9 protein-coding genes are annotated in these 13,560 nt (G+C 73.5%); 3 read left to right on the plus strand and 6 right to left on the minus strand.

Features of this window, described 5'->3' with window-relative positions; translation table 11 throughout:
* Positions 1-10 precede the first annotated feature (10 nt).
* The 4 genes from glpK to WA788_RS05205 form a co-directional block, all read right to left on the minus strand.
* Entirely contained in the window at positions 11-1,528 is a 1,518-nt protein-coding gene (gene glpK, locus WA788_RS05190; RefSeq protein WP_335972077.1) for a glycerol kinase GlpK, read from the minus strand.
* Positions 1,529-1,621: 93 nt separating this feature from the next.
* On the minus strand, positions 1,622-2,467 hold the full coding sequence (locus WA788_RS05195) for an MIP/aquaporin family protein (protein ID WP_335972079.1): 846 nt from the start codon (positions 2,465-2,467) through the stop codon (positions 1,622-1,624).
* Between the two features lie 163 nt (positions 2,468-2,630).
* Positions 2,631-3,245 carry a universal stress protein gene (locus WA788_RS05200; RefSeq protein WP_335972081.1) on the minus strand — a complete coding sequence of 205 codons (615 nt, stop codon included), beginning with the start codon at positions 3,243-3,245 and terminating at the stop codon, positions 2,631-2,633.
* Positions 3,246-3,250: 5 nt separating this feature from the next.
* Positions 3,251-4,507, minus strand: coding sequence for an SLC13 family permease (locus tag WA788_RS05205; protein ID WP_335972083.1), 1,257 nt, complete (start codon positions 4,505-4,507; stop codon positions 3,251-3,253).
* Positions 4,508-5,167: 660 nt separating this feature from the next.
* On the opposite strand from WA788_RS05205, the gene WA788_RS05210 reads away from it, so the two are divergent.
* From WA788_RS05210 to WA788_RS05220, 3 genes are all read left to right on the plus strand, one after another.
* Entirely contained in the window at positions 5,168-7,162 is a 1,995-nt protein-coding gene (locus tag WA788_RS05210; protein WP_335972084.1) for a helix-turn-helix domain-containing protein, read from the plus strand.
* 133 nt (positions 7,163-7,295) lie between these two features.
* Positions 7,296-7,604 (plus strand): zinc-ribbon domain-containing protein, encoded by a 309-nt coding sequence (locus WA788_RS05215; RefSeq protein ID WP_335972085.1) that lies wholly within the window; start codon positions 7,296-7,298, stop codon positions 7,602-7,604.
* 266 nt (positions 7,605-7,870) lie between these two features.
* Complete coding sequence (locus tag WA788_RS05220) at positions 7,871-9,880, plus strand: transglycosylase domain-containing protein (RefSeq protein ID WP_335972086.1); 2,010 nt, start codon at positions 7,871-7,873, stop codon at positions 9,878-9,880.
* On the opposite strand, the gene WA788_RS05225 is transcribed toward WA788_RS05220, so the two are convergent.
* The gene (locus WA788_RS05225) at positions 9,870-11,138 is read right to left on the minus strand and encodes a hypothetical protein (protein WP_335972088.1); all 1,269 of its coding nucleotides are present in this window, start codon (positions 11,136-11,138) and stop codon (positions 9,870-9,872) included. The genes WA788_RS05220 and WA788_RS05225 overlap by 11 nt on opposite strands.
* A gap of 148 nt (positions 11,139-11,286) precedes the next feature.
* A complete protein-coding gene (locus WA788_RS05230) occupies positions 11,287-13,302 on the minus strand; it encodes a S53 family peptidase (protein ID WP_335972090.1) in 2,016 nt (671 codons plus the stop codon).
* Between the last annotated feature and the right edge of the window lie 258 nt (positions 13,303-13,560).

A 13,560-nucleotide genomic window follows, 5' to 3' on the forward strand; every position in this document is an offset into this window, starting at 1 on the left:
CCGGGCCGGGCTACTCGACGTCCACCCAGTCCAGGGTGCGGTCGACCGCCTTCTTCCAGCCCTTGTAGCCCGCCGCGCGCTGCTCCTCGGACCACTCCGGCTGCCAGCGCTTCGACTCGTGCCAGTGCGCGCGCAGTTCGTCGGTGTCGCGCCAGAAGCCGACCGCCAGGCCCGCGGCGTACGCGGCGCCGAGCGCGGTGGTCTCGGCGACCACCGGGCGGCTGACCGGCACCCCGAGGATGTCCGCCTGGGTCTGCATGCACAGGTCGTTGGCGGTCACACCGCCGTCGACCTTGAGCACGTCCAGGTGCACCCCGGAGTCCTGCTCCATCGCCTCGACCACGTCGCGGCTCTGGTAGCACATCGACTCCAGCGTGGCCCGGGCCAGGTGGCCGTCGGTGTGGAAGCGGGCCAGGCCGACGATCGCGCCGCGGGCGTCGGAGCGCCAGTACGGCGCGAACAGCCCGGAGAACGCCGGCACGAAGTAGATGCCGTCGCTGCTGTCCACGGTCCGGGCCAGCCGCTCGCTCTCCGGCGCGCCCTTGATGATGTGCAGCTGGTCGCGCAGCCACTGCACGGCCGAGCCGGTCACCGCGATCGAACCCTCCAGCGCGTAGACCGCGGGGGCGTCGCCGAACTTGTAGGCGACCGTGGTGATCAGCCCGTGCTCGCTGCGCACCGCCTCCGTACCGGTGTTGAGCAGCAGGAAGTTGCCGGTGCCGTAGGTGTTCTTCGCCTCGCCGGGGGAGAAGCAGACCTGGCCGACGGTGGCGGCCTGCTGGTCGCCGAGCACCCCGCAGATCGGCACCTCGGTCGAGGTCGGCCGGGAGGTGCGGGTGCGGCCGTACGCCTCGGGGTGCGAGGACGGGTTGATCTTCGGCAGCATCGCGCGCGGGATGCCGAAGACGCCCAGCAGCTCGTCGTCCCAGTCCAGCGTCTCCAGGTCCATCAGCATGGTGCGGCTGGCGTTGGTGACGTCGGTGGCGTGGATGCCGCCCTTGGGGCCGCCGGTGAGGTTCCACAGCACCCAGGAGTCGGTGGTGCCGAAGACCGCGTTGCCCTGCTCGGCGGCCTCGCGCAGCCCGTCGGTGTGCTCCAGCATCCACTTGATCTTGCCGCCGGAGAAGTACGTCGCGGGCGGCAGTCCGGCCCGCTGCCGGATCAGGTCGCCGTGGCCGTCGCGCTCCAGCGCCTTGGCGATCGAGTCGGTGCGGGTGTCCTGCCAGACGATCGCGTTGCCGTACGGGCGGCCGGTGCGCGGGTCCCACACCACGGTGGTCTCGCGCTGGTTGGTGATGCCGATGGCGGCCAGGTCGGCCGCGGTGATGCCGGCGTTGCGCACCGCGGTCTGGATGACCACGTTGGTGCGTTCCCAGATCTCGGTCGGGTCGTGCTCGACCCAGCCGGGGCGCGGCAGGTACTGGGTGTGCTCCAGCTGGTGCCGGGCCACCTCGTTGCCGTCGTGGTCGAAGATCATGAAACGGGTGCTGGTGGTCCCCTGGTCCACCGCGCCGACGAAGTCCGCCATGGCTTGCTGCCTCTCCTGGATCTTCCGGGCTCGGGTTGTCGACGACCGCGCGGGGCAGCCGGGTCGCCCCGGCCGCCCGCGCGCGGTGCGGGCTCAGTCCTGCGGGATCGGGGCGCGGCCCTCGGGCTCCGGTTCCGCACGCGGCAGGAAGCGGCCGACGAAGAGCTTGTAGAAGACGCCGCCGACGAGGCCGCCGACCAGCGGCCCGACGATCGGCACCCAGAAGTAGAGGTTGCCCCATTGGTCCCGCCACGCCGTGTCGTATCCGGTGATGTAGCTGGCCAGCCGGGGGCCGAAGTCACGGGCCGGGTTGATGGCGTAGCCGGCGTCCGTACCGAACGCCATGCCGATCGCCACGACCACCAGGCCGATGATGAACGGGCCCATGTTGGCCTGCGGCGGGTTGTTGAGCAGGTCGGTGAGGGCGAGGATCAGAATCAGCAGGATCGCGGTGCCGATCACCTGGTCGCGGAACGCGCCCCACTCGTGCACGCCGGCCACCGGGTTGCCGTTGCCGGGCAGCGTGGAGAAGACGAACTGGGTCTTGATGGTGTGGCCGGGGTCGGCCTTGGCCAGGACCTCGGTGTAGTTCCAGCGCACCAGCAGCGCGGCGCAGAACGCGCCGAGCGTCTGCGCCAGGATGTAGGGCACGACCCTGGCCCAGGAGAAGTTCTTGAAGGCCGCGAGGGTCAGGGTGACCGCCGGGTTGAGGTGGGCGCCGCTGAGCCGGGCCGCCAGGTAGACGCCGAGCGTCACACCCAGACCCCAGGCCCAGGAGATGCTGTCGTGGTTGCCCAGGCCGCCCGTGGGGCTGGTCAGGGCCCCGCCGGCGACGACCTGGGCGACCACCCCGACGCCGAAGAGGATGAGGATCAGGGTGCCGGCGAACTCCGCGGAGAGCTCACCGAGCAGCCCGGAGCCGCGTGAACGTGGCGCCATGTCAGCCTGCTTCCCGCCGGTCGTGCGGCGACCGGCACTCGCTCGTGGTCCCACTCGTGCTTCTTCCTCACCCAAGGAAGCACGGTGGTACGGGAGGGGCGCGTGTGACTGGGCCGTTCGAGGGGGAGTTCCGCGCGGTGCCGGTGCGGGGCGCCCGCCGCTGCTATGGGTGCGGCGGGTGGGGTCCGCCGGGCGGGTGCGGCGGGGGCGGGGGGAGCGTCGACGGGCCGGGCGGCGGTTCGGGCCAGACCAGCAGCACCGGGCAGGGGGCGTGGTCCACGATGAAGCGGCTGTGCGGGCCCAGGCTGTGCGGCCCGAGGCGGGTGCGGTCGCCGTCGCGGGCCAGCACCAGCAGGGCGGCGTCCTCCGCTTCGGCGACGACCTCGCGCTCCACCCGGCCGGTGCGCTGGAGGGTGGTGCAGGGGCGGTCCAGTCGGGCGGCGGCCTCCCCGAGCAGCGACTCCCCGGCGGCGGTGGCCTGTTCTGACAGGGCCAGGCCCGGGTCGCGGTCGGTGCGGCCACGGCCGAGCAGCCCGGCGAACGCGCCGTGCGCGGCGCCGGCCACCTCCGGCTCCGCCACGTGCACCAGGACGACATCGGCGCCGTCGGGCGCGTGGGCGCGGACGGCGTCCACGCAGGCCGGCCAGGTGCCCTCCACGACCCAGGCCACGACGGTGGCGCCGCCGCCGGCGCGGTGCGCCAGGCCCGGCTCGGGCGGCTCGTACGGTGCCGGCGGCCCGTGCCGTCCTGGCGGCTCGTGCGGCGGGGGCGTGGGCATGGGGGTCAGCCTCCGATCACGGTCAGCGAGAGCCACAGTGCCACCACGGCGACCGCGAGCGACGCAGGCACGGCGATCGCGCCGAGGCGGGTGAACTCGCCGAGGTCCACCTCTGCTTCGTGGGCCCGCACGATACGCCGCCACAGCAGGGTGGCGAGAGACCCCGCGTAGGTGAGGTTGGGGCCGATGTTGACGCCGAGGAGGACGGCGAGCACCGCGCCCGGGCCGTGCGGCGCGGTCAGCGGCAGCAGCACCAGCACCGCGGGCAGGTTGTTGATCAGGTTCGCCAGCACCGCGGCCAGCGCGGCCAGTCCCAGCAGCGCGGGCAGGCCGGTGCCGCCGGGCACCGCGTGGCCGAGCGCCGAGCCGAGCCCGTGGTCGACCAGCGCCCGCACCACCACGCCGAGCGCGAGCACGAACGCGAGGAAGGGGACGGCGGCCGACCGCACCAGCGCGCGCGGGGTGGTCTCACGCCGCAGCAGGGCCCGCACCGCGAGCACCGCCGCGCCCGCGAAGGCCGCCCACGCCGCGTTGACGCCGAGCAGTGAGGCGGCCACGAAGCCCACGAGCGTGCAGCCCACCGTGACCAGCGCGAACCGCGGCAGCGGCGGCCGCTCGGCGGTGGCGCGGCCGCCCGCGCCCGCGGCCAGGTCGGTGGCGAAGAACCGCCGCAGCACCAGGTACTCCACGCCGATCGCGGCCAGCCACGGCAGCGCCATCAGCGCGGCGAACCGGGTGAAGCTCAGCCCGCTGGCGGCCAGCGCGAGCAGGTTGGTGAGGTTGGAGACCGGCAGCAGCAGCGACGCGGTGTTGGACAGGTGCGTGCAGGCGTAGACGTGCGGCTTGGGGCGGGCGCCCAGCCGTGCGGCGGTCGCGAAGACCACCGGGGTGAGCAGCACGATGGTCGCGTCCAGGCTGAGCACCGCGGTGATCACCGAGGCGAGCACGAAGACCTGCCCGAGCAGGCGGTACGGGCTGCCGCCTGCGGCGCTCGCCATCCAGCCGCCGCACGCGGCGAACAGCCCCTCCTCGTCGCACAGCTGGGCCAGCACCAGGACGGCGGCGAGGAAGCCGATCACCGGGCCGAGCTGCTGCGCCTCCTCCCGCGCGTGGTCCAGGGAGATCGCCCCGGTGGCGATCAGCACGGCGGCGGCCGGCACCGCGACGGCCGCCTCCGGCAGCCCCCACGGGCGGACCACCGCGCAGCCCAGCACGAGGACGAGCAGGACGGCGCTGAGCGCTTCTGCGGCGGGGCCGCTCATCGGGCGGTGCTCATACGGAGGCGTTCATGGGTGCGTCGCGGCCTTTCTGGCGCCGGGGCCCGGCGGTTCGTCGTACGGGTACGGGTGGTGCGGCGCGCGGTCGTACGAGCCGAGCGGATCGTACGGGGCGGCCGGGGGCGCGCGGGCGGGGGCCCGGCGGTCCGACTGCCAGTGTGCGGGCTGCCGGGCGCGGCGGCCGGGTACGCCACCGGCAAGGCGTCCGCCGCAGGTGCGGCGGCGTGGCGGGCGTGGTGCACGGGTGCCGTGCGCCGGGCGGAAATGGTGCACCGGTGCCGTGGTGCGGCAGGCGCGCGGCGCCGTACGGTCGTATCGGTCGGCGATCCGCGGACGGGGGGACGCACGGGGGAGGGGATCGCCGGCCGGTTGCGCGGCCTCGATGGGGGACACGGGGGAAAACGGGGGACACGGGGGAGGGGCCGCCGGCAGTCGCACCGCCTTCTGGGCCACGGGCCCGGGGCGGTGCGTGTGCTGCCCGCGGGCTTTTTGGACGCGGTGCGTGGCGCTTAGGGTGGAGGTCGACGACCCGCCGCGCGGGGCCGTAGTCGTCGGCGGGCCGGGACGGTTGCCACGGGGGCCGGTGTCCGGCGCGCCCGACGGTGGCCCGGTGCGGTGCCCCCACCGCCGACCCCGGGAACCCGCGTGCTCACTCTCCACGACCTCGTCGCCGTCCCCGACTTCGCCCTGACCCTCGTCTCCGGTGCCGGGGACGCGGAGGTCGCCCAGGTGCTGGTGCCGGTCGACCCGGACGCGGAGTGGAGTGGGGCGGTCGCCGCGCGGGCGCTGGTGGTCGCCGAGCCGGGGCGGATCGGGCGGCCGGAGCGGCTGGTGCGGGCCCTCGCGGCGGGCGGCGCGGCCGGGCTGGTCCTCGCCGGAGCCGGAGCCGGAGCCGGAGCCGGAGCCGGAGTTGGAACCCGGACCGGAGCCGGCGCCGGAACCGGAGCCCGGACCGGAATCGGAGCTGAAGTCGGGGCCGGAGCCGGGGCTGAACCGGTGACCGCTGCCGCGGACCCGGCGGTGCGTCAGCTCGCGGCGGCCGCCGCCGCGGCCGGTGTGCCGCTGCTGACCGGCGCCCACCCGCTGACCGCCTGGCGTGAACTGGCCCCGCGCATCTCGGCGCTGACCGCCGACGCGGCTCGGCGCGGCCAGGCCCGGCTGGCCGGGCTGCTGGACCGGCTGCCGGTGCCCGGCGCCGACGAGCGGGCCACCGTCCGCGGACTCGCCGGCTACCTCGCCGACGCCCTCGACGCCCAGGTGCTGGTGCACGCCGACGGGGAGGTGCTGGCCGCGGCGCCCCCGGCGGCCGAGGCCGCGCTCACCCCGCTGCTCGGCACACCGCCCGGCCCCCGGCAGCCGCTGGCGGGCGGCGGGTTCGCGCAGAGCGTCCTGCTCGCCCCGGCCGGCGACGCGACGCTCGTGGTCGGCACCGCCGTGCCCGAGCCGGACCCGGTGCTGGTCGGATACACCGCCAAGGCGCTGCGGCTGATGGTGGCCGGGCTGCGCGAGCGGCGGACGAGCGGCGCGGTCGGCGACGCGCTGCGCGGGGTGCGGCTGTCGGCGTTCCAGCTCTTCATGACCGGGCACGCGGTGGCCGCGCAGCGCGTCGTGGCGGGCATCGACGGCGCGCTGATGGACAGCGACACCGCGCAGGTGTTCATCCTCGACTGCGGCCGGGCGGCGCGCGACACGGTGCTCGCCGAGGCCGAACGCGTGCTCGCCGCACAGGTGCTGGCCGTCCGCTGCCCCGCCTACCGGCGGCACCTGATCTTCCTCGCGCCGGACCGCACCGGGGCCCGCGCCGAGGAGGGCCTGCACCGGCTGGTGGACACCTTCGCCGACGCCCGGGCACTGCTGGGCGGCAGCCTCGCCCACCCGCTGGACGCGGTGCCCGACGCCTACGGGGAGGCGCTGGACTGCCTGACCCGGGCCGGCCGCAGCCCCGACCGGGTCGCGATGGCCACCCGCACCACCGGTGTCGTCGACGTCCTCGACCCGGCCGCCGCGCTCTCCTGGGCCACCCACCTGCTGCGGCCGGTGCTCACGATGCCGCGCGGCGGCGCCCAGATCCTGGAGACGACCGCGATGGCCGTCGAGTTCGAGATGTCGGCGACCGCGCGGGTGATGGGGGTGCACCGCAACACCGTCACCCGCCGGGTCCGGCAGGTCTTCGACGCGGTCGGCCTGGACCAGGACGCCATCCTGGACCGGGTGGTGCTCTCGCTGGCCGCGCAGATCGTGGCGCGCCACGGCACCGCGGCCATGGCCGGGCGCGACACCGCCGACGTCCCCGACCTGCACACGCTGCTCGGCGAACCCCCGTTGCGGGCCTGGGCGGAGAAGGTGCTGCGGCCGCTCGCCGACGACCGCCGCGACCTGCTGCGCACCGTACGGGAGTGGGTGCGGCACGGCTGCCGCTACGAGCCGGCCGCCGCGTCGCTCGGGGTGGCCGCCAAGACGGTGCGCTCACGCATCCGCGCGGCCGAACCGCTGCTGGAGCAGGACCTGATCGACGAGTTGCCGCGGGTGCCCGGGGAGAGCGAGCACCGGCTGGCCAGCGTCCGGCCGCTCGCCGTGGCGCTCTACGCCACCACCGAGCCCGGTGCCGCCCGCCCGCCGCTGCCCGGCGGCCGGGCCTGATCCGCAGCGCCCGGAGCGGCTTCGGCAGTTCGTTCACCCGCCCGGGTGCCGCGGCGACAGCCCGGTGCGGCACACTGTGCTCCTTGACAGAGGCCGTCGCAGGGACGGGTACTCCAGGGGGAAGGCAGCCACCATGATCATTTGGGGCACCAGAAGCTACATATACCAGCTGGCGATGATCACACTGCTGTGCGGGCGGTGCGGCAACCCGTCCGCCCACGCGCTGCGGCGGCGGGTCATGAAGTTCACCCTCTTCTTCATCCCGCTGTTCCCGATCAGCTCCAAGTACTCCACGCAGTGCACCTTCTGCGGTGCGCAGACCTCGGTGCCCAAGGAGCAGGCCGAGCAGCTCCAGGCGCAGGCCGCCGCGGCCCCGCAGCCGGCACCGCCGGCCGGTTACCCGGCCCCGCAGCAGGGCGCCAACCCCTTCGGCCAGAACTGACCCGCCCGCCCGCCCCGGCCGCCGTCCCCACCGGTGCCCGGGGCGCCGGTGTGTCCGGGGGCGCGCCTGAAGGGAGGCGGTGTGTCCGGCCCGTCACGATTGTGTCCTCCCCGTGTGGGTTCTGTTACAGATCTGTGCAGATCGTGTCGCGATTCCGCCCTATGACCGCCCTACGCTCGTAGCCGGTGCGGGGCGTGGGGACGCCCCTCCGGGACGCAGGCGGGGGGGCCATGTTCGCGTGGCGGAACGACGGTCGACGGCAATGGATGTCACGTGAGTCGGTGCGCGGGGCGTGGCGCGCGGCGCGCACCCGGCTGCGCCCGTGCTACCCGCGGCCGGGCCGCACCGGCTGGCGGCGCTGGCTCCCGTCGCTGCGCCAGAGCCTGCTGCTGTGCGCGTGGTCCCTGCTCCTGCTGGTCGGGCTGGTCTGGTGGGCGTACGCGACCACCTCGATACCGGCCGACCTGAACGCCTATGCGACGCAGCAGGACAACGTCTACTACTGGGCCGACGGCAGCGAGATGGCCCGGGTCGGCCCGGTCGACCGGCAGGCGATACCACTGGACCGGATACCGGTCGCCATGCAGTCCGCGGTGGTCGCCGCCGAGAACGCGTCCTTCTACTCCGACCCCGGCGTCTCCCCGAAGGGCATCGCCCGCGCGGTGGTGAACATGGCGACCGGCGGCGACCGGCAGGGCGGCTCGACCATCACCCAGCAGTACGTCAAGAACGTCTACCTGGACCAGGACCAGACGATCTCCCGCAAGGTCTCCGAGATCCTCATCGCGGTCAAGCTGGACCGCAGCACGAGCAAGGACCAGATCCTCGACGGCTACCTCAACACCAGCTGGTTCGGCCGCGGCGCCTACGGGGTGCAGCGGGCCGCGAAGGCGTACTACGGCGAGGACGTGTCCCAACTCACCACCAGCCAGGCCGCGTTCCTCGCCGGGCTGCTCAAGGGCGCCGGCCAGTTCGACCCGTCGGTGAGCCCGGCCAACCACAGCCGCGCGGTGGCGCGCTGGAACTGGGTGCTGGACCGGATGGTGAAGACCGGCAAGTTGTCCGCCGCCCGCCGCGCCACCTACACCACCTTCCCCGAGCCGATCGCGCCGCCGAAACCGGCCGGGCTCGGCGGGCAGACCGGCTACCTCGTGGACACCGCGCGCGCCTACGTCTCCGCGCACAGCGGCATCTCCGACCGGCTCTTCGACCGCGGCGGCTACCAGATCTACACGACCTTCGAGAAGCCGAAGGTGGACGCGCTGGCCGCCGCGGTCAAGGAGCAGACCGCCAAGCTGCACCCGGCCACCCGCGCCGCCGACCGGAACGTGCGGGTCGGCGCCGCCTCGGTCGCCACCGACGGCCGCATCCTCGCGCTCTACGGCGGCCCGGACTACGTCAAGCAGGGCTTCGACGACGCGGACATCTCGATCGTCCCGGCCGGCACCGCCTACGCGCCCTTCGTGTACGCCGCCGCCCTGCGCGACGGCGTGGTGCGCCAACGCGACGTCCCCCGGGCCCGGGTCGGCCCGGACAGCCAGTACGACGGCGACGACGGCGCGCCGATCCAGACGCCCGAGGGCCCGTACTGGAGCCGGGACGGAAAGGTCGTCAAGACCGCCAACGCGGGCGGCCGTTCGTACGGCCCGATCGCGCTGGGCAAGGCCGTCGCGGACGGCGTGAACGGGCCGGTGGAGCAACTGGGCGTGGACGTCGGGCTCAACCGGGTCCGGCAGGCGTCGATCGACGCCGGGCTGCTGCCGGACAGCGGGTTCGCCGAGCAGGTGCCGAGCTTCTCGCTGGGCACCTCCACGCCCAGCCCGATCCGGATGGCCGCCGGGTACACCACGTTCGCGGCCGGCGGCACCCGCACCGACCCGTACTCGGTGCTGCGCATCACCCACGACGGCGCCGCGGTGCCGCTGCCGAAGCCCGTTGTCACCCACCCGTTCACCGCGAAGGTGGCCGGGGAGGTGGACGACGCGCTGCGCGACGCGGTCGCCACCGGCGCCGGGCACGCGGCGGCGCAGGCCGGTCCGGGGCTGGCCGGGCTGCCGGGCACCGCGCCGGACAACACCTCGGCGTCGTTCGTCGGCTACGACGCGGACATGGCCACCGCGGTCACCCTCTTCCGGATCGACCCGAAGACGCAGCAGCTGGAGCCGCTGACCGGGCTCGGCGGGCGGTCCGCGAAGAAGCCCGGCAGCGACTACCCGGTGAAGATGTGGACCCGCTACACCGAGGCGGTCCGCCCGCCGGCCGGGTCTACTTCGTGATGAACGTCGACCAGTCCGGCGCCTCGCCCGGGTCCAGGTTGCGCAGCTTCGCCAGCACCGCCGGGTCCTGCATGTCCAGCCAGTCGCACAGCTGCTTGAAGGACACGCACTCCACGCCCTTGCGCGGGCAGACGTCCTTCACCACGTCGGAGACGGCCTGCATGTAGATGCCGCCGTTCCAGTCCTCGAAGTGGTTGCCGATGAACAGCGGTGCCCGGCTGCCGTTGTAGACCCGCTGGAAGCCCTCCAGGTAGCCGTCCCGGGCCTGCTTCTCCCACTCCGGGTACTTCGCCGGGTCGCCCTCGGTGACGTCGCCGCCGGACTGGTTGTAGAGGAAGTTGAAGTCCATCGTCAGGCCCTGGAAGCTCTTGCCCGGATAGGGCACCAGCTCCAGCGGGAAGTTCCAGATGCCGTCCTCCTTCTTCGGCCAGAGCTGGAAGTCGCCGGGCGAGCTGGCGTCGTACCGCCAGCCGAGCTGCTTCTCGGCCGGCAGCAGGTTCTTCTGGCCCTCAAGGCACGGCGCGCGCCCGCCGACCAGCTCCTGGGCGTAGTCGAACGGCAGCGGCGCGATGTCGGTGAAGCCGGTGTTCGTCTTCCAGTTCTGCACGAAGGAGTACGCCTGCTCGGTCTCGCTCAGCCACTCCTTGGTGCTCCAGTCCGCGCCCGCGCCCTTGTCGGGCTCGCAGAAGTGCCCGTTGAAGTGGGTGCCGATCTCGTCGCCGTCCTCCCAGGCCAGCCGCAGCTGCTCGAGCGTCCACCGGATGTGCTGGTCGGTGGGGTAGTCGATCGCGGAGGCGCCCGGCGAGTGCTGCGGCGGGTGGTAGAGGGTGCTCTTGTCCTTCGGCAGCAGGTAGATGCCGCTGAGGAAGAACGTCATGTTCGCGTGGTACTTCTCCGCCAGCGTGCGGAAGCGGGAGAAGTCGTGGTCGTCGCCCTCCAGGGCGCCGTCCCAGGAGAAGACCACGAACTGCGGCGGCTTCTCCCCCGGCTTGAGCTTGTGGAACGTCGGCTGGTTGGGTTGTGGCCCGGTGTACGACGTGGAGCCGTCGCCGATCACCTTCGTCTTGCCGTCCCACGTCGGGGTCGTGGTGGCGGTCGGCGCGTGCCGCACCGGCGTCTGCGCCGGGGAGCTCGCGGCGTTCTTGGCGTGTGCCGACCCGCCGCCCCCGGTGCCGACCGCCACCAGCGTCGCGGCCAGCGCCGCCGCGACCCCCGCGGTGGCCAGCCCGGCCGCCGCTCCCCGCCTGATCTTCACCATCGGTACGCGTACCCCCCACATGGTGCGCCTCGAACGGGCACACGGCCCCCATTATTCAGTTGATCGGACCGGAAAGGGGGGCGGGCCCCGGCGGAGAGCAATCTCCGCCGGGGCCCGCCCGGGTTTCAGGGGTACTGCCGACGTACCGTCAGAAGCGGAACGACCGGAGGTAGGTGGCGTTCGGCGAGCCGACGCCGGTGGCGTCGTCGAAGCCGTGCACGGCGTTGAGCGAGGTGTCCTGGCCGAAGCCGATCAGCCGGACGATCAGGTTGCCGTTGACCACACCGGCGTCGTAGACGCTGCTCAGCGGGGTGCTGCTGTGCTGGGCCTGCTTGTCGACCACGTCGGTGGTCAGGTGCGAGCGGGCGTAGATCGCCGGGTTGGCGAAGCCGATCGCGTGGTGCGCGCCCTGGATCGCGTCGGCCTGCACCGCCGCGAACTCCGGCGATGAGACGCTGGTGCCGCCGTAGCCGCCCTCGCTGTAGTCCGCGCCGTCGGAGATGCCGACCAGCACCGAGGTGTACAGGTCGCCGACCATCGAGATGTCCGGGGTCACCCGCTTGGCCTGGCTGGTCTTCTGACCGGTCATCAGGGTGTGCGACAGGGTGCTCGGGACGACGCCTCGCTGGTAGCCGGGCTGCGCGAAGTCCTCGCTGGTGCCGCCGCCACCGCCGAAGTAGAACGGCGCCGAAGCCGCGGCCGGGGTCCAGCTCTTGCCGTCGGCCGACAGCGAGGAGCGGGTGGTGCCCATGTCGGTCTCGAAGCCGTACTTGCCGCTCTTGTCCGAAAGCGCCAGCGCGGTGCCGCCGACCGAGGTCACCCACGGGTCGGAGTCGGGCCAGTTGGCCTGGGCACGCGAGGTGTCGGTCTGGCAGTTGGCGCCGGTGGCCGCCGCCAGCGGGCTGCTGTCACCGCAGTCGCCGGCCGAGAAGCCGATGCCGATGCCCTCGATCGCGGCCTGCTGGAAGACCTGCTCGTACGCCGCGATCTCCGTCGCGGTCACGTCCGCGTCGTCCGTGGTGTGCATGATCTCGCCCCACGAGTTGGAGACGACATCGGCGAGGTGGTGGTCGACGATCTTGGTGATCGCGGCCAGCAGGTCGTCGTCGGTGCAGGAGTTGGCGCCGACGTAGACCACGTTGGCGTCGGGCGCGAGGCCGTGCGCCATCTCGACGTCCAGCGCCTCCTCCGGCGCCCAGCCGTCGGGGCCGCCGCACAGGTCCTGGTTCGTCCACTGCGAGGAGTCCACGTACTCCGTGTACTGGCCCTTCTTGAACGCCTTGTCACCGTGGTTGGTGGCGTACTGGTCGGCGTCCGCCTCCATGGTGGAGCTGCCGTAGGCGTCGACGATCGCGACCGTGGCGCCCTTGCCGGTCAGCCCGGTGGCGGTGATGCCGTACGCCTTGCGGATCTGCGAGGGGTACAGCGAGCACTGGTCGAACGGCACGTCCTTGTTCGTGTAGCCGGCCGGCGCGCCCTTGGCGGTCTTCTCGCCCCAGTACGCGGAGCAGGTCGCCGTGGTGGGCAGGGTGGTGTCGCCCTTGCCGGCCGCGGTGGTCTTGGTGCTCTTGGCGGTCGCGGTGTCCGCGGTGACCTTGTGCGAGTCCGGCTGCGCCACGTTGCTGCCGGTCGAGGCCAGGCCGCTGACGCCGAGGACCGCGCTGGAGACCGAGGCCGGGACCTTCACGTCCTTCGCCGGCGCGTGCCGCAGCTCGCCCGACACCTTGTACTGGCGCTCGCCGGTGCCGAACGCCTTGGTGAGGGCGGCGTTGGTGCCCTTGACGGTGATCGCGTGCGAGGTGGTGCCCACCACCTTCAGGCCGGCGTCCTCCGCCCACTTCTGCACGGCGGCGATCTGCGCCTTGGTGGCGCCGAACCGGGCCTGGTACTGCGCGGCGGTGAGGAACTTGCCGTAGCTCGCGCTGGCCGGGTCCGAGACGGCCGTCGCGTACGCGGTGAGCCCGGCCGGGTCCTGGCCGGCGAGGTACACGGTGCCGGTGATCTCGGTGGCGGCCGGGACCGCGCCGGCGTCGGCCGACGCGGTGGCCCACGCCGGGTGCGAGCCGGTGATGGTCTTGGCAGAGGCGGCCGGGGTCGACGCCTGCGAGGGCGCGGCCATCAGCAGCGAACCGGAGAGCAGGGCCAGTGAGGCGGCCGCGACCACTCCGGCGCGGCCTCTGCCGCTGCGGGGTGCGTGTATGTGGGTGATGACGACTCCAACGTGATGGTCCGTGAGCAGGGAACGGCGGGCACGGGCCCTGTACCGCACGCTCGTTCACGACCCACACCCGCGGTGTAGTGTGCACGCCACGTGAGCGTTGTGGGAATAGCGTATGGGCGCTCAGCGGTGCCGCTTTACCGAAAACCGACGATCGGCGCCCGGTCGAATGCGGTCGGACCCGGGTGAACCGCCCATCCTGAC

This window comes from Streptomyces sp. CA2R106, from assembly GCF_037034245.1.
Taxonomy (GTDB): Bacteria; Actinomycetota; Actinomycetes; order Streptomycetales; family Streptomycetaceae; genus Actinacidiphila.

Bases quoted from the DNA above. Each gene is read 5' to 3' on its own strand.
- glpK (WP_335972077.1), bottom strand. From the start codon at position 1,528: ATGGCGGACTTCGTCGGCGCGGTGGACCAGGGGACCACCAGCACCCGT.
- WA788_RS05195 (WP_335972079.1), bottom strand. From the start codon at position 2,467: ATGGCGCCACGTTCACGCGGCTCCGGGCTGCTCGGTGAGCTCTCCGCG.
- WA788_RS05200 (WP_335972081.1), bottom strand. From the start codon at position 3,245: ATGCCCACGCCCCCGCCGCACGAGCCGCCAGGACGGCACGGGCCGCCG.
- WA788_RS05205 (WP_335972083.1), bottom strand. From the start codon at position 4,507: ATGAGCGGCCCCGCCGCAGAAGCGCTCAGCGCCGTCCTGCTCGTCCTC.
- WA788_RS05215 (WP_335972085.1), top strand. From the start codon at position 7,296: ATGATCATTTGGGGCACCAGAAGCTACATATACCAGCTGGCGATGATC.
- WA788_RS05220 (WP_335972086.1), top strand. From the start codon at position 7,871: ATGTCACGTGAGTCGGTGCGCGGGGCGTGGCGCGCGGCGCGCACCCGG.
- WA788_RS05225 (WP_335972088.1), bottom strand. From the start codon at position 11,138: ATGGTGAAGATCAGGCGGGGAGCGGCGGCCGGGCTGGCCACCGCGGGG.